At 50.1% G+C, this 18,318-nt stretch carries 17 protein-coding genes and 1 pseudogene; 10 read left to right on the plus strand and 8 right to left on the minus strand.

Annotated elements, in window-relative coordinates:
* Positions 1-11: 11 nt before the first annotated feature.
* Positions 12-854, plus strand: a complete 843-nt coding sequence (rsmI, locus tag L3K52_05115; protein UOG93113.1) for a 16S rRNA (cytidine(1402)-2'-O)-methyltransferase — start codon at positions 12-14, stop codon at positions 852-854.
* Here rsmI and L3K52_05120 read toward each other — a convergent pair.
* Positions 851-1,444, minus strand: coding sequence for a DUF2058 domain-containing protein (locus tag L3K52_05120; GenBank protein UOG93114.1), 594 nt, complete (start codon positions 1,442-1,444; stop codon positions 851-853). The two genes, rsmI and L3K52_05120, sit on opposite strands and share 4 nt — an antisense overlap.
* A 103-nt stretch (positions 1,445-1,547) precedes the next feature.
* Between L3K52_05120 and ppa the strand changes: the two genes are divergently transcribed.
* The 8 genes and pseudogenes from ppa (at position 1,548) to lipB (ending at position 9,640) form a co-directional block, all read left to right on the plus strand.
* Entirely contained in the window at positions 1,548-2,102 is a 555-nt protein-coding gene (gene ppa / locus L3K52_05125; protein ID UOG93115.1) for an inorganic diphosphatase, read from the plus strand.
* A gap of 60 nt (positions 2,103-2,162) precedes the next feature.
* A complete protein-coding gene (gene mrdA, locus L3K52_05130; GenBank protein ID UOG93116.1) occupies positions 2,163-4,145 on the plus strand; it encodes a penicillin-binding protein 2 in 1,983 nt (660 codons plus the stop codon).
* Positions 4,142-5,254, plus strand: a complete 1,113-nt coding sequence (gene rodA / locus L3K52_05135; protein UOG93117.1) for a rod shape-determining protein RodA — start codon at positions 4,142-4,144, stop codon at positions 5,252-5,254. Before mrdA ends, rodA begins: the two co-directional genes overlap by 4 nt.
* A 46-nt stretch (positions 5,255-5,300) precedes the next feature.
* Positions 5,301-6,506 carry a lytic murein transglycosylase B gene (mltB, locus tag L3K52_05140; GenBank protein UOG93118.1) on the plus strand — a complete coding sequence of 402 codons (1,206 nt, stop codon included), beginning with the start codon at positions 5,301-5,303 and terminating at the stop codon, positions 6,504-6,506.
* A gap of 133 nt (positions 6,507-6,639) precedes the next feature.
* On the plus strand, positions 6,640-7,425 hold the full coding sequence (locus L3K52_05145; protein UOG93969.1) for a septal ring lytic transglycosylase RlpA family protein: 786 nt from the start codon (positions 6,640-6,642) through the stop codon (positions 7,423-7,425).
* A 19-nt stretch (positions 7,426-7,444) separates the two neighbouring features.
* Positions 7,445-8,686 carry a D-alanyl-D-alanine carboxypeptidase gene (locus L3K52_05150; GenBank protein UOG93119.1) on the plus strand — a complete coding sequence of 414 codons (1,242 nt, stop codon included), beginning with the start codon at positions 7,445-7,447 and terminating at the stop codon, positions 8,684-8,686.
* Positions 8,687-8,708: 22 nt separating this feature from the next.
* The gene (locus L3K52_05155) at positions 8,709-8,990 is read left to right on the plus strand and encodes a DUF493 domain-containing protein (protein UOG93120.1); all 282 of its coding nucleotides are present in this window, start codon (positions 8,709-8,711) and stop codon (positions 8,988-8,990) included.
* A gap of 74 nt (positions 8,991-9,064) precedes the next feature.
* Positions 9,065-9,640: pseudogene (lipB, locus tag L3K52_05160) on the plus strand (lipoyl(octanoyl) transferase LipB).
* On the opposite strand, the gene coq7 reads toward lipB, so the two are convergent.
* The 5 genes from coq7 to L3K52_05185 form a co-directional block, all read right to left on the minus strand.
* Positions 9,637-10,281 (minus strand): 2-polyprenyl-3-methyl-6-methoxy-1,4-benzoquinone monooxygenase, encoded by a 645-nt coding sequence (gene coq7 / locus L3K52_05165; protein UOG93121.1) that lies wholly within the window; start codon positions 10,279-10,281, stop codon positions 9,637-9,639. The pseudogene lipB and the gene coq7 sit on opposite strands and share 4 nt — an antisense overlap.
* A gap of 15 nt (positions 10,282-10,296) precedes the next feature.
* Positions 10,297-10,950: a thiol:disulfide interchange protein DsbA/DsbL gene (locus tag L3K52_05170; protein UOG93122.1), complete on the minus strand. Its 654-nt coding sequence runs from the start codon at positions 10,948-10,950 to the stop codon at positions 10,297-10,299.
* A gap of 91 nt (positions 10,951-11,041) precedes the next feature.
* A complete protein-coding gene (gene ccsB / locus L3K52_05175; GenBank protein UOG93123.1) occupies positions 11,042-12,220 on the minus strand; it encodes a c-type cytochrome biogenesis protein CcsB in 1,179 nt (392 codons plus the stop codon).
* Positions 12,195-14,204 carry a cytochrome c biogenesis protein ResB gene (locus L3K52_05180; GenBank protein UOG93124.1) on the minus strand — a complete coding sequence of 670 codons (2,010 nt, stop codon included), beginning with the start codon at positions 14,202-14,204 and terminating at the stop codon, positions 12,195-12,197. Before L3K52_05180 ends, ccsB begins: the two co-directional genes overlap by 26 nt.
* A 100-nt stretch (positions 14,205-14,304) precedes the next feature.
* On the minus strand, positions 14,305-14,916 hold the full coding sequence (locus tag L3K52_05185) for a cytochrome c4 (GenBank protein ID UOG93125.1): 612 nt from the start codon (positions 14,914-14,916) through the stop codon (positions 14,305-14,307).
* Between the two features lie 308 nt (positions 14,917-15,224).
* Here L3K52_05185 and yihA point away from each other — a divergent pair, with 308 nt between their 5' ends.
* Positions 15,225-15,824 (plus strand): ribosome biogenesis GTP-binding protein YihA/YsxC, encoded by a 600-nt coding sequence (yihA, locus tag L3K52_05190; protein ID UOG93126.1) that lies wholly within the window; start codon positions 15,225-15,227, stop codon positions 15,822-15,824.
* Between the two features lie 317 nt (positions 15,825-16,141).
* On the opposite strand, the gene L3K52_05195 is transcribed toward yihA, so the two are convergent.
* Together L3K52_05195 and L3K52_05200 are read right to left on the minus strand one after the other, a co-directional pair.
* Positions 16,142-17,308, minus strand: coding sequence for a Do family serine endopeptidase (locus L3K52_05195; protein UOG93127.1), 1,167 nt, complete (start codon positions 17,306-17,308; stop codon positions 16,142-16,144).
* A gap of 65 nt (positions 17,309-17,373) precedes the next feature.
* Positions 17,374-18,285 carry a DnaJ domain-containing protein gene (locus L3K52_05200; GenBank protein UOG93128.1) on the minus strand — a complete coding sequence of 304 codons (912 nt, stop codon included), beginning with the start codon at positions 18,283-18,285 and terminating at the stop codon, positions 17,374-17,376.
* Between the last annotated feature and the right edge of the window lie 33 nt (positions 18,286-18,318).

Here is an 18,318-nt window from a genome sequence, read left to right on the forward strand (position 1 = left end):
TGGGGAATCGAATGAAACAAGGCATTTTATATTGCGTGGCAACGCCTATCGGTAATTTGGCGGATATGACAGAACGTGCTAAACGCATCTTGGCGGAAGTGGATAAGATTTATGCGGAAGATACCCGCGTGACCCGTGGCTTGCTCACCCATTTTGGCATTCAAGGGTCGTTGGCGAGTTTGCACGATTACAATGAGGCGGGGCGTGTTGCCAGTATCCAAGCCGAATTGGAACAAGGAATGCAATTGGCGTTGGTCAGCGATGCGGGTACGCCGTTGATCAGCGATCCCGGTTACAAGCTGGTTCATGCCTTGGGGAATGCGGGCTGCAAAATCGTGCCGATTCCGGGGGCAAGTGCCTTGATTGCGGCGTTGTCGGTGGCAGGGTTGCCGACGGATCGGTTTGTGTTTGAAGGTTTTTTACCGGCAAAAGCGGTGTCGCGACGCAAATGGCTGGAAAGTTTACAGGATGAACCGCGCACTTTGGTGTTTTACGAATCCAGCCACCGCATTGCCGAGATGCTGGCGGACGTGGCAAGCACCTTGGGTGAGGAGCGCCCGGTGGTGGTATTGCGCGAATTGACCAAGCTGTTTGAAAGCATTTACCGAGGTAGCGCGGGTGAATTAGTCGCGCAACTGAGTACCGATACCAATATGTCACGCGGTGAATTCGTGGTGGTGGTGGCGGGTAAGGTGGCAAACGAAGATCAGGAACAACTCAGTGCCTTGCGTGCGGACAGTATTCTGGCGGTGTTGTTGGAAGAGTTGCCGGTGAAACAGGCAGCCGCGATTGCTGCCCGTTTGACCGGATTGCCGAAAAACCAGTTATACAAGCAAGCGCTGGCGATGGTTTAAGCGGCTGATTCTGGCGCTTCACTGGGTTCTTCGGGGCTATTGATGACAATGAGTTTGTCGGGGTCGAGTGCTAAAATTTGTTGCGCAATGTCGAGCGGAATCAGGCAACGTTTGCCGCCAAGGAAAATAATAGCGAGTTCGCCAGCGGCTAAGGCTTGCTGTTGGGCTTCGGTGACGTAGAGGTATTTGATGTTTTCGCCGACCACAAAATTGTAGCGAATGTCAGCATCGTCGACATTCTGTAGGTTGGCGCTGATGAGCGCGGCAACTTGTTCGCGGGTTTGTTTGCGGCGGGCGGCGATTTCGCGTTGGCGCTGTTCGGCTTGTTCGCGCTCTTCGCGTTCGGTTTTGGCGCGGGCTGCGTAAAATTGTTCAAGGTCGCTTTTTTCTTTGGGCGTTGGGCGTGGCGCTTTGATGGCGGGGCGTGGTGGTTTTTCTACCGGCACAGCAGGTCGGTTGTCGCGGCGCGGGGCTTGGTTGCGCGGTTGCGACTGCTGCCGAGGGGCAGGTTTAGGTTGATTCGCTTTTTCAAGCTGTTCTTCGGTGACTAACCCGGCTTTGAGGAGTTGGTCGCGTAATGAATGTGCCATGCTGTTCTCTTGAAATTGTCGACAAGTAATCGTGGTTAGTTGCTGTGGGAATCGCTAACAGGCGTTATAATACCGTGATTTTTACACAAGAGTAGAGTAAACCATGAATATTGATAAAGTTCCTGTCGGGAATGACGTACCCCATTCCGTCAATGTGATTATTGAAATCCCGGCATTGTCTACCCCCGTGAAGTATGAATTGGACAAGGCGAGTGGGGCGTTATTCGTTGACCGTTTCCTGTCTACCCCGATGTTTTACCCGGCAAATTATGGCTTTATTCCGCATACTTTGGCAGAAGATGGCGACCCTACCGATGTGTTGGTGGTCACGCCTACGCCCTTGATGCACGGTTGTGTGATTCCGGTGCGCCCAGTGGGTATGTTGAAAATGTCGGATGAGTCCGGTATTGATGCTAAAATTGTAGCGGTTCCGGCACACAAGCTGTCTTCTGGGTACCGTGATATTCACTCTTATGACCAACTGCCGCAATTGTTGTTGAGCCAAATTCAGCACTTCTTTGAGCGTTATAAAGAGCTGGATGCTGACAAATGGGTCAAGGTGGAAGGCTGGGCAGGTCTCGAAGAAGCGCAGCAAGAAATCATGAAGAGCATTGAGCGCTATAATACCGAGCAACCTGACGAGATTCCGTTTTCTTAAGCCGTTAATCTGTTATAGTCGCCCGATTTTAGTTAGGGCAGACAGGATGCTCGCGAAGGTATGAGCGATAGACCAATCAAATTAGAACGTGATGAGCAGCACATGTTCAACGTGCGGGCTATGGTCGCGGGCATTTTTATATTGTTTGCCCTGTTGGGGATCTTGGGGAGGGTTTACCAGCTCCAAGTCTCCGAGCACAACAAATATTCTGAGCTTTCCCGCCAGCATTACCAGAAACGCATTCCCATTCCGCCTAACCGTGGTCAAATTTATGACCGTAACGGTGTGCTGTTAGCCGACAGCCATACGCAATACGTGCTTGAAGTGGTGCGCGATAATATCGGTGATGAAAATGCTGATGGCAAATCTTCGTTAGCCGATGTCGACATGTTCGTGGAACGTTTGGGCACGGTTATTCCCTTGGCGGAAAAAGACATACGCTTATTCAAAACACAAGCCCGCAATTTCAAATACCAGCCTATTCTCATTCGAGGCAATTTGACCGAGGAAGAACAGGCCATCTTAGCGGTAAACGGTCCGCGTTTTCGCGGTGCACGGGTGGAAAAGCGCATGGAGCGCTATTACCCTCTGGTCGAAACTGCCAGCCACGTCATCGGTTACGTGGGACGTATTGACGCCAGTGATTTGGGAAAACTCAATAAAGATGAATACATCGGTACCACTCACATCGGCAAAACAGGCATTGAAGCCTCACACGAAGCACGTTTACACGGTCAAGCGGGCTATCAGTTGATCGAGGTGGACGCCCACGGCAAGCAGCAAAAAGTCTTGAATAAAAAAGATCCGATCGGTGGTCAAGAGTTATTCCTTGGGCTGGATATTAACCTGCAAATTTTTGCTGAAAAATTATTAAAAAATGAGCGCGGCGCTATCGTAGCCATGGATCCCAGCAATGGTGAAGTGCTCGCTTTGGCAAGTGTGCCGACGTTTGACCCCAATTTGTTTATTAATGGCATTTCGCAGAAAGATTACAGCACGTTGCGTGAAGACCCCGGTCGCCCTTTGTTTAACCGCGCCTTGCAAGGCACGTATCCACCCGGCTCGACCATTAAGCCGATGGTGGGGGTGGCGGGCTTGATTGAGGGTGTTATTACGCCTGGCAGTCGGGTGTATGACCCCGGTTTCTTTCGTTTGCAAGGCCAGAAACATGCGTTTCGGTGTTGGAACAAGCGCGGGCACGGTTCAGTGGATTTGAAATACGCGATTCAGCAATCGTGTGACACTTATTTTTACGATTTGGCGTACCGGATGGGAATTGACCGCTTTTCCACTGCCATGAAGCGTTTCGGTTTTGGTGAAAAAACCGGCATTGATTTGCCGTCAGAAGCGTCCGGGTTAATGCCGAGCAAAGAGTGGAAGGAAAAGCGCCACAAGCGCAGTTGGTTTCCAGGGGATACAGTCAACATTGGGATTGGGCAAGGGTATTGGTTGGCAACGCCACTGCAATTGGCTCATGCCACCACCATCATGGCGAATCGTGGGGTGCGTTTGAAGCCGCACGTGCTGCGTGGGGTGCGCACTGCGCGTAATCAGGAAGAGAGTATTCTTAAGCCGGAGCCGTTTCCGAGCGTTGAGGCGAAGGATAACTATTGGTCGCTGACCATTCAGGGGATGGAAAACGTGATGCGCCCTGGCGGTACGGCACGGGCGGCGGGCGCGGGCGCGGATTACCGCATTGCCGGTAAGACAGGTACGGCGCAGGTATTCGGTTTGGCGGGCGGGAAATACAATGCCGGGCGCATTGCCAAGCGTTTGCGTGACCATGCGTTGTTTGTGGGGTTTGCACCTGCGGATAATCCCAAAATTGCGGTCGCGGTGATCATGGAAAATGCGATGGGCGGCGGCGGCGCGACGGCTGCACCGTTGGCACGTAAATTAATGGATGCGTATTTGCTCCAGCAGTACGGTGAAAATATGTTAAAGCCCGCCGGTGAGGTGGCGCATCAGGAAACCGTGGCGATACCACCTGCCGAAGCTGAAAAAAAACCCGCCAAGAAGAAAAAAACAGGAGGTAGACGGTGATTAACAGTTTGTTGCCTTCGTGGTTGATTGTGGCGCTACAACGCGTGGATGCGGTATTGCTGGCGGTTTTGTCGTTATTGGTCTTTCTGGGCTTGGCGACGCTCTACAGCGCCAGCGATGGCAATATGGAGCAGGTGCAACGCCAAATGGTGCACTTTTCGATTGGCTTGGGTTTGCTGGTGCTGTTTTCGCAAATTTCCAGCAAAACCTTGCGGCAGTGGTCGATCTGGTTGTACGGGATTGGGGTTGTATTGCTGATTTTGGTGTTGATTATCGGCGTCACTAAAAAAGGAGCGACCCGATGGTTGTACATTGGCGTTGACGTACAGCCTGCGGAAATCATGAAATTGGCGGTACCGATGATGGTGGCGTATTACTTTTCTGAGAAACCGTTACCACCACGTTTTGTTGATATTGTGATTGCGCTGATATTGGTATTGGTACCCATGCTATTGGTGATGAAGCAACCGGATTTGGGAACCGCTTTGTTAATTGCGACGTCAGGTTTTTTTGTGATTTATCTGGCGGGGATGTCCTGGTGGTTGATTGGCGGGGCGGTTGCTTTTGTCACGATCGCCGCACCGTTGTTGTACTTTTTTGGGATGCACGATTACCAACGCAAGCGAGTTGATACACTTTTGAATCCAGAATCGGATTTGTTGGGAACTGGATACCATATTTATCAGTCAAAAATTGCGATTGGTTCGGGTGGGGCGTATGGAAAAGGTTGGATGCAAGGCGATCAGGCGCATCTGGACTTCCTACCCGAACGGCACACAGACTTCATTTTTGCGGTTTTTGGTGAAGAATTCGGCTTAGTCGGTAATTTGATTTTAATGGGCTTGTACCTGTTTATTATCTGGCGAGGCTTATATTTAGCCAGTAAAGGCGAAGATACTTTTGCACGTCTACTGGGCGGCAGTTTGAGTGTGTCATTCTTCTTTTACCTGTTTGTGAATACCGGCATGGTCAGCGGAATGCTGCCGGTGGTGGGAGTGCCACTGCCTTTAGTGAGCTACGGGGGAACCTCGGTGGTTACGCTGATGATGGCCTTCGGTATCATTATGGGAATGAAGAAACGTAAACGCATTTATCAATGGGATGGCTGAAAACGGATTTTCATGCTTTCCCCCCAGCAGTTTGGAGACGGAGGCTATGAAAATCATGCACGATTCTGTTCAAAGGCATAAATCACTGGGTAAGCTGGTGAGCGTGGTATTAATCGGCGGGGTGTTAGGGGGCTGCGCGGCGAGCCCACAATGGCCGTGGGTATTCGCGCCACCTGTTGCGAATGCGCCGTCTAGCCAACAGCAAAACGGTTCACCTTCCAGCGTGATTAGGCAGACGGTAGTGACACCGCCGATGGGGGGCAATATCCCTGCTCAGCAGCAGCCTCCGATTTCGACAACACCTCGCCAGCCGGTGAATACGCCTGCCGGATTGCGTGGCGACTACGCCAATTACCCCGCGATGCGCCAATTCATTGGGAAAATGAATAACCAACACGGTTTTGACATTGCGTTTTTGGAACAGACGTTTTCTGGGGTGCAACGGGATAAAGAGGCGTTGACCAAGGCAGGCGCACCGACGGAAGGGCAGGTATGGCGTGCCTATCGCCCCATTTTCTTGACCGAAGAGCGCATTAGCGGCGGGGTGGATTTTTGGAACCGCAACGCTGCTCTGTTGGATGCGGCGACGCGCCAATACGGGGTGGATACGGAGTATTTGGTGGCAATTATTGGGGTGGAAACGCAGTACGGTAAAAATACTGGCAAGCACAATACCTTGCAAGCATTGACAACATTAGGCTTTGATTTCCCGCGTCGTGCCAGTTTTTATCAGAAAGAACTGGAACAGTTTTTGCTGTTGTCGCGTGAAGAAAAAGTACGCCCCCAAATTTTCAACGGGTCTTATGCCGGAGCGATGGGGCTAGGGCAATTTATCTCCAGCAGCTACCGCAGTTACGCGGTTGATGGCAACCGCGATGGCAAGCGTGATTTGTGGAGTCCGCAAGATGCTATCCCCAGTGTCGCGAATTATTTTGCAAAAAATGGCTGGAAACGCGGAACAGGGGTGGCAGTTCCGGCTTATGTTTCGGGTGGTGGCTATGCTAGTATTGCCGAAACCAGTCCGAAAAAACCTTCGCGTACTTTGGCTGATTTGGCCGCGAAAGGGGTAAGGCCGCAGGGGGCTATTAATTCGGCTAAAGTGAGTTTGATTAAACTGGAAGGCACTACGGATGAATACTGGGTAGGCGGGGATAATTTCTATGCCATTACCCGTTATAATCCCAGTGTAAAATACGCGATGGCGGTGCATCAGCTTGCGCAGGAAATCCGTAAGCGTAAGTTTGGTTTTTGATGACGGTAGTGATAATAATAGTGGCATGATCCACGCATCATTGCGTGGATTGGTTTTTTCAGTGGGCAATGATAAGAAGCTGGACAATACGATGACAATAAACTGGCGATTTTCGGGAGTCTTATTGGCTTCCATGACTATGGGGTTGATGGCTTGCAGCGGCAATGGTGCTAAAAAAGAAGCGGTCAGTGCGCTACCGCTTCCAGCCGGGTCGAATGCTGGAGATCGTGCGCCGTGTGGCAATGATCCCGCTTACACAATCGAAGGCAAAACATACCAAGTGCTTGATTCGGCGGCTGGTTATGCCGAGAAAGGCACGGCAGCGTGGTACGGCGCAGAATACCAAGGCACTGCGACCGCTGGTTGTGAAGTGTTTGACATGTATAGCTATTCTGCGGCACACCGCACGTTGCCTTTGCCCAGTTTTGCTAAAGTGACTAATCAACAAAATGGTCAGCACATTATTGTGCGTATTAATGATCGTGGCCCGTTTGAGAGCGGCGATTTAATTCAGCTATCGTTTGCTGCCGCAAATGCGTTGGGGATTAAGGCGAAAAGCGGTGCGCCGGTTGAGGTGGCTGCTATTCCGCCTGAACAATTACCGCCGGAACTTCAGGCCGCTACCGCTAAGCCTAACGCGCTGCCGCCACTGGCTAAAACAGCGGAGCCGGTGGATAAGTCCAAGCCTTATTATGTGATCGCCGGTACGTGGCCGGATCGCAATACTTCGCTGGATATGTTTGTGCGTCTGACTTCGGTTGGGCTGGCGAAAACAGAAATGGCGACCGCGCAACAAGAAGGTCGCGAAATGTATCAGGTTCGGGTTGGACCTTTATACAACCAAGATCAAATTGATAACGTGAAAGATATACTGCAAAGTAATGGCTTGGCGAATTTCAAGGTGGTTGCTGGTAAGTAATTCAGTAAAAGGATTGTTAATGTTTATAAGGATTCTTAAACCGTTATTGTTAGCAGGGTTGCTGGCTGGCGGCATCGTGATGGCTGCCCCTGAGTCGGCTGCGCCGAGTACGGGCGAACCGGCTCCTAAAGATATGTCGACTGCGCCGTATAATGATCCGAATATTCCGCCGGAAATTATTGCGATGGCACCCGGTGTCCCCGAAATTGAGGCGAAGAGCTATTTGCTGGTCGATTTCCAAAGCGGTGAAGAGCTGGCGGGCATTAACCCCGGAATGCGCGTGGAGCCAGCCAGTATCACCAAGCTGATGACCGCTTATCTGATCTATCAGGATTTGGGCAAGGGCAAGGTGAAGCTGGAAGATGAAGTGCTCATCAGCGAAAAAGCGTGGAAAATGGAAGGCTCGCGCATGTTTGTTGAGCTGGGAAAAAAAGTACCGTTTGAGAAATTGCTTAAAGGCATGATTATTCAATCCGGCAACGATGCGGCGATGGCGCTAGCGGAGCACGTGGCGGGCAGTGAAGAAGTGTTTGTACAGCGCATGAATCAAACCGCGCTGGAGTTGGGGATGCAAGATACCCGTTACATGAATGTTACTGGCTGGCCTGCCAACGATCACTACACCACGGCGCGTGACATTGTGCGGTTAGTCGAAGCGTTGGTGAATGATTTCCCAGAGTATTACAAGCTGTATGCGCAGAAAGAATTCAGCTACAACAATATTAAGCAGCAAAACCGCAATCGCTTATTGTGGCGCGATGCCACGGTGGATGGCTTGAAAACCGGGCATACCGAGTCGGCGGGTTATTGTTTGGTGGCTTCCGCTAAGCGTGACACCATGCGCTTGATTTCAGTGGTATTGGGTACCAAAAGTGAAGAAGCCCGTGCTAACGTGAGTCAGCAATTGTTGGAATACGGTTTCCGCACGTTTGAAACGCACAAGTTGTACGGTGCGGGCGCGGTGCTCGATAACGTGCGCGTCTGGAAGGGTGAAACCACGCAAGTGCCTGCCGGGGTGGTGGATGATTTGTTTGTGAGCATCGTGAAAGGCCGCTATGACCAATTGAAAGGCGGCATACAGCTTGATAAAGGCATTGACGCCCCCATTAAACGCGGTGACGCACTGGGCAAAGTGATTATTACGGATCAGGAATTAGGCAAAGTCGTCAAGGAAACCCCCTTATTGGCGTTGGAAGATGTCAGTGAGGGCGGCTGGTGGCGGCAGGTGATGGATGGTATCCAGAAGTTGTTCGCGGATTGATAGCGCAAGCGTGAGGTGAGCGGTGGAACGTTTCGGACAGCAGGAAGAGTTAATACTGGAATTTCCCTGTGATTTCCCCATCAAAATAGTGGGGCGGGCAGACGCGGAATTTCACGTGCGCATTTGTGAAATCGTATGCCGCCATGACAACGATTTTGACCCCGAAGCGCATGTACAGCGCCGTGACAGTTCGGCGGGTAAATACCACAGCTTGACCGTGAAGTTGCGGGCAACCAGTAAGCAGCAAATTGATGCGGTGTATCAGGATTTAAAAGCCTGTGAGTTGGTGTTGTGGGCGTTGTAAGCGCCGCTGCTTTAACGACAACCTTATCCATTCGTCAACTAGGGCTGCTGGAGTATGTTGCGGTTTGGCAGCAAATGCAGGCATTTACCCAGCAGCGTGTAGCGGATACGCCCGATGAAATTTGGTTGGTACAGCATCCTCCTGTTTTCACTTTGGGGCGTAATGGCAAAATGGCGCATGTGTTAGCGCCCGGTGATATTCCCGTGATTCCAATTGATCGCGGTGGGCAGGTGACGTATCACGGCCCTGGGCAATTGGTGGCTTATCTGTTGTTGGATATTCGCCGTAAAGCGTTGGGGGTGCGCGAGTTGGTGACAGCGATTGAGCAAGCGGTAATCGACTTGCTGGCGCATTATGGCATTACCGCTTTAGGGGATAGAGAGGCGCCGGGGGTTTATGTGGCGGGGCGCAAAATTGCGGCGTTAGGTCTGCGCATTTCCAAAGGCTGCACTTACCACGGTTTGAGTTTGAATGTAGCGATGGATTTAGAACCCTTTTAGCGCATTAACCCGTGTGGTTACGCGGGCTTGCAGGTGACGCAGTGCGAAGATTTAGGCGTACAGCAACCTTTAGCAGACTTGGCTCACGCATTGTGCGATTGTCTCGCGCAACGCCTGCATTATTCCAACGTCATTTGGGCGCAAACTTAAACGTAGTAGGCGCTTTTTGTCATTGTTTTGGACAGCAGCGGCATCAGTAATTTGCGTGCGAGAAATGGCAATTTAGCACCACCGGCTTGCATCGCCACTTCAGCATGGTGTTGTTCGTCGGCTTTCATTTTTTGCAGAATAGCCATGTCGGACAAGGCGTGTGGAGGGAGGCGCTTAATGTGGTCTTCCAAATGTTTAACAACTTGATCTTCGGTTTCTTTGACAAAACCCAAACTCCATTTGTCACCAATTTTGCCTGCAACGGCGCCGATGGTGAATGAACCCCAGTAGAACAGCGGGTTCAGCAGGCTTTTGCGTCCGCCCAGCTCGTGCAGGCGTTTTTCTGTCCAGTTCAGGTGATCATTTTCTTCCATGGCAGCGCGTTCCATCTGCTCACGGATGTCTGCGCGGTTAGCCGTTAATGCCTGCCCCCGGTATAAACCTTGGGCAGACACTTCACCGGCATGGTTAATGCGCATCAGTCTGGCGATCAGTGCGTGCTCGTCTTCATTGAGCGGAGCCGTTTCAGGCATACCCGTCGCTGGATTGGGGCGTTCTGTTGTCGGTGCGGTGGCGTGAACCACACGCAACGACTGGTCGACTTCGGCTAGAATATTATCCAACAGACTGAGTTTGCGCATTTTACTCTCCTACACTTAGTTGGACTCGCGTTTCACTAAGTAATCAACAACTTGCAATAAAGTTTCTTCACTGCCAACCATGCTAGGGCTAGTGCGATATTTGCCATTCACAATGATAACTGGCACGGAATCAGCTTTGGATTTTTCACCCACTTCTTTGGCGCGAGCCATCATGGTCTTCATTTCCATTGAGTTTAATGCGCCCTTCACCTGCTCCTCCGTAAAGCCTAATTCACTGAAAAAGCGAATCATGGCGTCATCATCGTTAATTCTACGGCGCTGTTTTTGTAAGGCTTCAAAGATTTTTATATGAATATTTTTGCTGCCATCGGTATCAAGCATTTGCCCAACATAGAACAATTTGGCGTGGTATTCCCAACGTGGGCTGAGGGTAGCAGGCACACGTTGAAAGACCACATTGTCAGGCTTTTGGCTGAGGAACTTCTCAATTGTGGGTTCCAGCGAATAGCAATGCGGGCAGCCGTACCAGAATAAATCAACGACTTCGACTTTTCCCTCAGGGGCTTGCGTGGGAATGGTCGGTGATAAGGTAACGTAATGCGTACCTTCCTTGAACTCTTGCGCTTGACTGGCTTCGGGAATACAGCCCGTCAGCGCAAACAGTGCTGCCATCATAAAGCCGAGGGTGTGGCTTAATGTGCGTTTCATTGGTTTATTATCTCCCTTTTGTGTTTATTAAAAATACTATTAATTAGTTACTTGCTTATGTAACTCGCCCTATTTAGAGAAGGTGTGGTGCTTAAAGTTCACCGTAAGAATGCAGGCCAGAGAGGAACATATTCACTCCGAGGAACGCAAACAACGTGACGAATAAACCAACAATCGCCCACCAAGCCATGGGGGTACCACGCCAACCTTTTGAGAAGCGTAAATGCAGCCATGCAGCATAGTTTAACCAGACGATTAATGCCCAAGTTTCTTTCGGGTCCCATGACCAGTAACCGCCCCACGCTTCAGCCGCCCACATTGCACCGAGGATGGTCGCAATGGTGAAAAACGCGAAACCTAATGCAATGGCTTTGTAAGTTATATCATCGAGCATTTCCAATGGCGGCAAGCGAGTTGCCATTAAGCCATTGGCATTACTTTTTTGCCCGTGATGTTTCAATAAGTAAGCGACGCTGGTCATCGCTGCCAAAGCAAATGAACCGTAGCCAATGAAGTTAGCCGGTACGTGAATTTTCATCCAGTAGCTTTTCAATGCAGGTACTAATGGTTGAATTTCATGCGCACCTTTGGCATAGCTGTACCACAGCAAGAAAGCAACAGCCGCACTGATCACCAACAACACAAAGCCGCCGAGCGAACGATTTTTATACTTGCCCTCATAGAACATGTATAGCAAGCCGGTGATAATGCTGAACAGAATAAAGACTTCGTACAAATTACTCACCGGAATGTGACCGAACTCAGGATCGATCAAATAAGACTCATACCAGCGTACCATCAGCCCCGTCAAACCCATCACCAAGGCTACCCACGTCATGGAAGACGCGGTTTTCAAGGTGAACGCATTGTTGGCGAACAGCCCAGCGAAGTAAGTCACGGTCGCCATTACAAACAAAGCGCTCATCCACATCACGGCAGATTGGCTGGATACTAGAAATTTCAAGCCAAAAACTTGCTCCGCATTGGCGTAATTACCGGCATACAACCAAATACCCAGCAAGCTTAACAAGGCGACAGCGATAGTGTAGGGGCGAAAAGCTTTCCAGTACCAACCCAAGCCTATCAAAGACGGTGTGGTGAGCGCGAGAATGCCGATTTCGTATTCATCCATCACACTGCCGTATTGGAAGAATACCCAGACACTGGCAGCGATGACTAGCGCTGCCCACAACCAATCCGACAAGCGCAATTGCTGAAATAGACTGGGTTGATCAATAAGAGAATCAATGGTTTGTTGGGGAGTTGACATGTTTCACCTCTTGTTTCATCACTTGCTGGAACAAATCCTGCAACTGTTGGAAATAACGCTCAAATTCTGGCTGATTGCGATTACTGCTACCGGCCACCACGATTTCCGCTTGGTTATTGCCCAGCGGTTTAATCCATACCCATATTCTACGATGCGCCACGTAAAACAGGAGAAATACCCCTATTGTTAGCATGAGACTACCGAAGTAAACCACGTCTTTGCCGGGCGAGCGCGTGATTTGCAGACCAGACGCTTCAATCTGCTTAAAACTGCTCATGTGAATTATCCACGGCGAACCGTAAGCAGGCAGTTTATCCATCGCCAACAAGCTATCGTCAAAGAACAACCAATCCTGCTCCGTAGGCTCTGTCGTCACCCCTTCTTGCTTGAGGGTTTCTTTGTAAACCTCACGCAAGGAAGCGTTCAGCACCTTCATGAAAGCTTCGGCGGCGCTTTGCTGCTTGTCTTGCGGGAATTTTGCCGCAATCTCTTGCATAATGCCTTCAGACCCTTTGGTCACAAATTGTGCTGTGAGGCGTTGCATCGACTCCACAATTTGATTTTCAACCGCCGGGTCAGCAACGGTAGTTTGTTGCATCGAGTTACGCGTGGTCTGAAGAGCCGATTGTTTCACCAATTCAGTATTTTTTACATTGGACAAAAACCGCATAAAGCGTTCCATGCCACCTTTCGGGTCAACCGGGATGTGCAAATAACGGAAAGGTTCGTTCGGCGTGGCGCGTACCCCACTGATGTAATAATTTTGCCCCTTGATGTTTAAGGGGTTCATGTAATTTTGGTATTCCAGCGCCTGCCCGGTAGCGTCACGCAATTTGAACGTAACGCTAGGGCCCACGTTCTTTTTGTCGATTTTGCCAGTTTCGTCTTCCATGTCATTGATGTTGAAGAGGCGGAAATCGTTAATCTCTAACTTATATTGCTGATCGGAACTGGTGAGCGTGTAATCACGGAAAACTTTGCCATCCACATCCTGCGAGGCATAGCGATTATCCAGTGAATTCAATCGCAACTTGAGTTCAGAGCCGCCATCACCAAAGTTTGCTTGATAAATCGCGACGCCGTTATGCACCAGCGGATGATTAACCGAAATCGTGGTTTCCAGCGGTGCATTCAGCGCTTTGTCATGGATTACAATGTCGCTCTCGAACGACTTAGGCTGCCCCGTGCTGTAATGTTCAACCCGGAATTCTTTGACTTCCACCTCAAACGGCAGGTGTTGCACTAAATAGCCATCCCGTACCGGCTGGAAAATAATATTGGCGCGATTGCCTTCCGGTATATCGACAGAACCACGGTATGAAAAACTGCTGTCCGACAGTTGACTGACGGCAGGAACTTCAGATGCAGGAATATTGCGGGTTTCAGGCTTCAGATTGCCCTGCCATTCCGCAATCATAATGGGCAGACGGCTATCCATCAAACCGCCAAGAAAAATCACAATCATACCAAGGTGCGTCAGCCAGTAACCCCAGTGGTTAGCACCGCCTTTCATACCTGCCACAACGGTGTGATCTTCCGTTACTTTTTGACGCGTTTTGAAGCCTTGCGCCTGCAAAATTCGAATGGCTAATGCTTGCGTGGCGTCAGCATCTTGCACGCTGCTCAGAGCTGCTTGATGTTTCATGGCACGCAGGGATTTTTCCTGCACATTTTCGCGAAAATGCCGCAATTCGCGGATAATGTCGGGCGTGTTACGCCCCACACAGGTGGCAATTGAAACCACCAAAAAAGCCAAGATAGCCAAAAACCACAATGCTGAATAAACATCGTATAATTCCAGTGATTTAAATAAATCGAACCAGAAAGGGCCGAATTTTATTTGATAACTGGTGTAGGGTTGGTTCTGTTGCAGTACAGTGCCAATCACCGAGGCGATAGCAACTACCACCAGCAAACTGATGGCTAAATTCATCGAACCCAGAAAACTAATAAGGCGTGCGTTGGAGCTTGGCGAGTTTCTCATACCACAAAATCGTCTTGACAGAATGAACAGATTAAAACAACAAAGGGTGGCAAAAGCCACCCCTTGTTCTACAGTAAAATATTACCGAATGGTAATGCCATTACTGCAAGCCAGCCATGTACTCCGCGACTGCTTCAATCTCGGCATCTGTCATGCCTGCGGCGATATTGCGCATCATTTTGCCAGGGTCATTGGCGCGTTCAGTTTTATGGAAATTGTTCAACTGAAGCTTGATGTAAGACGCGTGTTGACCGTTGATCGCCGGGAAGTTAGCCGCAGGGTTGCCAGCACCGTTCGGGCCGTGGCAAGCAGCACAAGCAGCAACACCAGTGGCATTGTTACCACCTTTGTAAATCTGCTCACCCAGTGCGACTTTGGTTTTGTCTGCTTCGCCGGGTTTCTTCACCTGAGAAGAGAAGTAAGCCGCCAAGTCAGCCATGTCTTGATCGCTCAAAGGCTTTGCCATTGGCGTCATCAGCGCGTTGACCCGCTCATCGTGTTTGAAGTTCATTAACTGCTTCAAAATGTAGCTTGGGTGTTGACCTGCCAGTTTAGGCCATTCAGGATTAACGCTGTTGCCGTCTGCACCGTGGCAGGCTACGCATGTCGCGGATTTGGTTTTGCCTGCTTCAGCATTGCCACCTTCTGCCCAAGCAGAAGTAGCGATACTGACAGCCAAGCTACTCAGTACAAGCATGAGTACTTTTTTCATAATCGAAGTGCTCCTAATATCTACAAAATCTGTCATGTTTTTGCACAACACCCGGTGACTCCCCATGTTCACTGAATGCCACACGTTGCCTAACCGTCTTCTCGCGGTTGTGGCAATTGCTTGCAATCATACCGAGTGCATCTTAATCTGCACCCAACCTGACGCAGGCATACCATATCCACACGCTCTACAGCTTTCCCAGTGTCTCCCTTTTCGCGGTGGCGGAAAAGGTATTCTGAAAAAAACGAATGAATTGTACAACATATTCTGCTTGTATTCCGCAAAAAATATTAGAGAACGCTAACGTTATGAACAGCTATTACCAACAGGCTACTTTTTTGCAAAGTGCCACTACCCACAAAACGCTGCCTGCTGAGGGCGGTTTAGAAATTGCCTTTGCTGGGCGTTCTAATGCCGGAAAATCTAGCGTAATCAATCGCGTATGCTCGCAAAAGTCGTTGGCAAGAACCAGTAAAACGCCCGGCAGAACCCAGTTGATCAACTTTTTTCAGTTACCCGACGCGCATTTTTTGGTGGATTTGCCCGGTTACGGCTACGCCAAAGTACCGGAAGCCGTGAAACTAGAATGGCAGAAGTTCATCGAATCGTATTTGACACAGCGAAATACCTTACGCGGGATGGTGTTGGTGATGGATATTCGCCACCCGATGACCGATTACGATCAGGCGATGTTGCGCTGGGCACGCAATAGAATGTTGCCGGTGCATGTGCTGCTCAACAAATCGGACAAGTTGACACGCGGGGCGGGAATGAATGTGTTGTTGCAAGTACGCAAAACTTTAGCGGATTACGGCATGGCTTCGGTACAAACATTTTCCGCGCTTAGCAAGCAGGGACTGGATGAGTGTTGGGATACTTTGGACAAATGGTTGGGGAAGGGGGGGTGAAGTGTTCAGGATGAGTTCATTTCCCTAGGGGTATCCTCTTCCTAGTAAGAAAAAGGAACCCCGGCCAAACAGGGGGTCTAAAAAGCCGGGGTTTAACGAACAGGTCTGGATTGGGGAAACCAAACCTGTGTCCGTAAACAAGAAACACCGATGCCGGGCTTAAGCATCATTCAGCATGTTTCTTGATATTTCACGGAAACTTTTAATAAATTAAATATATCTTAAATCTACTAAGATAGTAACGCATTCCTGCCTGTTATAAAAATAAAATACTTTAATGAGAAATGAATCCCTAGTGATGGGTGTGTGTCCACCTATTAACGCAATTCTTTTTCCCAGAAAGGTTGAGCCACTGCATTGCGCAGATTGTCAGTGCGAGCAGGAGCGGCAGACTTCTCTGCCTTGGACGGTTCAATAATGACCGTGATATTCCTTGGGCGACCCGCACGTAACAACGTCATGTTGACTTCTGTGCCTACTCGCAAATCGCCGATTATGTTTTTGACATCAACTGCACCCTGAACATTTTTATTATTCATTTTTACCACGATGTCACCGGCTTCGACACCGGCTTTTTCAGCAGGAGACCCCACCAGAACTTGGTTGATAATCGCGCCTTCGTTAGGTTTGATGCCAAAGTCACGCGCCATTGCGGTATCAATGTCTTGTACTTCAACCCCCAATTGACCACGCTCAACATTGCCGTATTGAACAATTTGGGTGATAACGCCCGCAGCGGTATTGATCGGAACCGCGAAGCCAATGCCCAAATTGCCACCCGCTTGATCACCAAGAATAGCGGTGTTAATGCCGATCAGTTCGCCATTTAAATTAACCAATGGGCCGCCCGAATTGCCTAGGTTAATCGGTGCATCTGTTTGAATAAAGTTCTCGTACTCGCTGATGCCGGGGTTGCGGTGCAAGGCGCTGATGATGCCCGACGTTACCGTTTGACCAATGCTGTAAGGGTTGCCGATTGCTACCACGAAATCCCCTACTCGCAAACGGTCGGAGTCGCCAAAGCGCATGGCGGTTAAGCGTTCCGATGGAATTTGTAGCACCGCTAAGTCAGCACGCGGATCGATTCCCACCACTTCTGCGAGGTATTTGCGCCCATCTTTCAGGGTAACGTGAATCGCGTCGGCACTTTCAACCACGTGGGAATTGGTGAGTATGTGACCACGTTGTGCGTGAATAATCACGCCGGAACCTGTGCCGTTGATGCGCCGCTCGCCCGGAGGGGCATCCCCGAAAAAGCGTTTGAAGAAAGGATCGTTCAGCAAGGAATCGTCAATTGGTTGGCGGCCTTCGGTGGCAATGTTTACGACGGCCGGGGTAACTTTCTCCAGCATCGTGGCCAGTGACGGCAATGCTTGCCCATTAATTTCAGTCGGCAACGCGCCAGATACCGCACTGGGTGCAGCAATCGGCAGGATAAAGGCAGCCAATAAAACTATCTTGGACGTGAGGGGTAACATAGCCATTTCTACTTTTCTCGGTGTGGAGTATTCAATGTTTTCAGACAGTTATCCGAGGATAAGGTTCCTTGTCAAGTGAGGTGCTGTCGGGGGTTCCAAGTGAACAGCGTTTTCATTTTCGCATAATACTCTTTTTGTTCCGCCGTATCAGCAGGCGGGGTACTAACTTGTAGCACGATATACAAATCGCCAGCTTCTTGTCCTGCAAGGCCGCGTCCTTTCAGGCGCATTTTCCTGCCGGATTGCGAGCCGGGTGGGATTTTTAAGCTTATTTTACCCGCCAGTGTTTTGACGGTGACGGTTTCGCCGAGTGCGGCTTCCCACGGTGCAATCGGTAAGTCGAGGTAAATGTGGCTGCCTTCGCGTCGGTAGAGGGGGTGTTCCGTCAGCTTAACTTTTAAAAATACATCGGCTCCGTGTGCGCCTTTTCCGGGAATGCGGATTCTTTTGTCTTCGGAGATGTCAGGTGGAATGCGGATTTGCACACTGTCTCCCGTCGGCAGGCGCACCGTTTTTAGCCCACGGTAAATGTCTTCTATACCAATGTCTAAGGTGGCAGCAGCGGAGGTGGCGTGTGCGGCATTGGCATTTCCGCTTGAATTGCGCCGCAAGCTGCCACCGAATAAGCCTTCAAAAAAATCACTGAAGCCAGAAGCGGACTGCTGATTATTGACACCACGCCGCGCAATGCCTTCAAAAAAAGACGCATCGAATTGCGGGGAATTATTATTCCAGCTTGGCGGCGGTTTGAAGTTTTGACCGGCACGCCATTCAGCACCCAGTTGGTCGTAACGGGCGCGTTTGGTCGGGTCGCTTAGGACTTCATTGGCTTCATTGATTTCTTTGAAGCGTGCCTCGGCGCCTTTTTCTGCATTGCGGTCAGGGTGGTATTTGGCTGCCATGCGCCGAAACGCTTTTTTAATGCTGTCTTGATCAGCGTTGCGTTCCACCCCTAATGTTTTGTAGTAGTCCTTGTATTCCATTTCATACCTCTGCCCCGAAGTCTACGACAAAAA

The sequence above is a fragment of the Candidatus Thiothrix sulfatifontis genome (assembly GCA_022828425.1).
Classification (GTDB): domain Bacteria; phylum Pseudomonadota; class Gammaproteobacteria; order Thiotrichales; family Thiotrichaceae; genus Thiothrix; species Thiothrix sulfatifontis.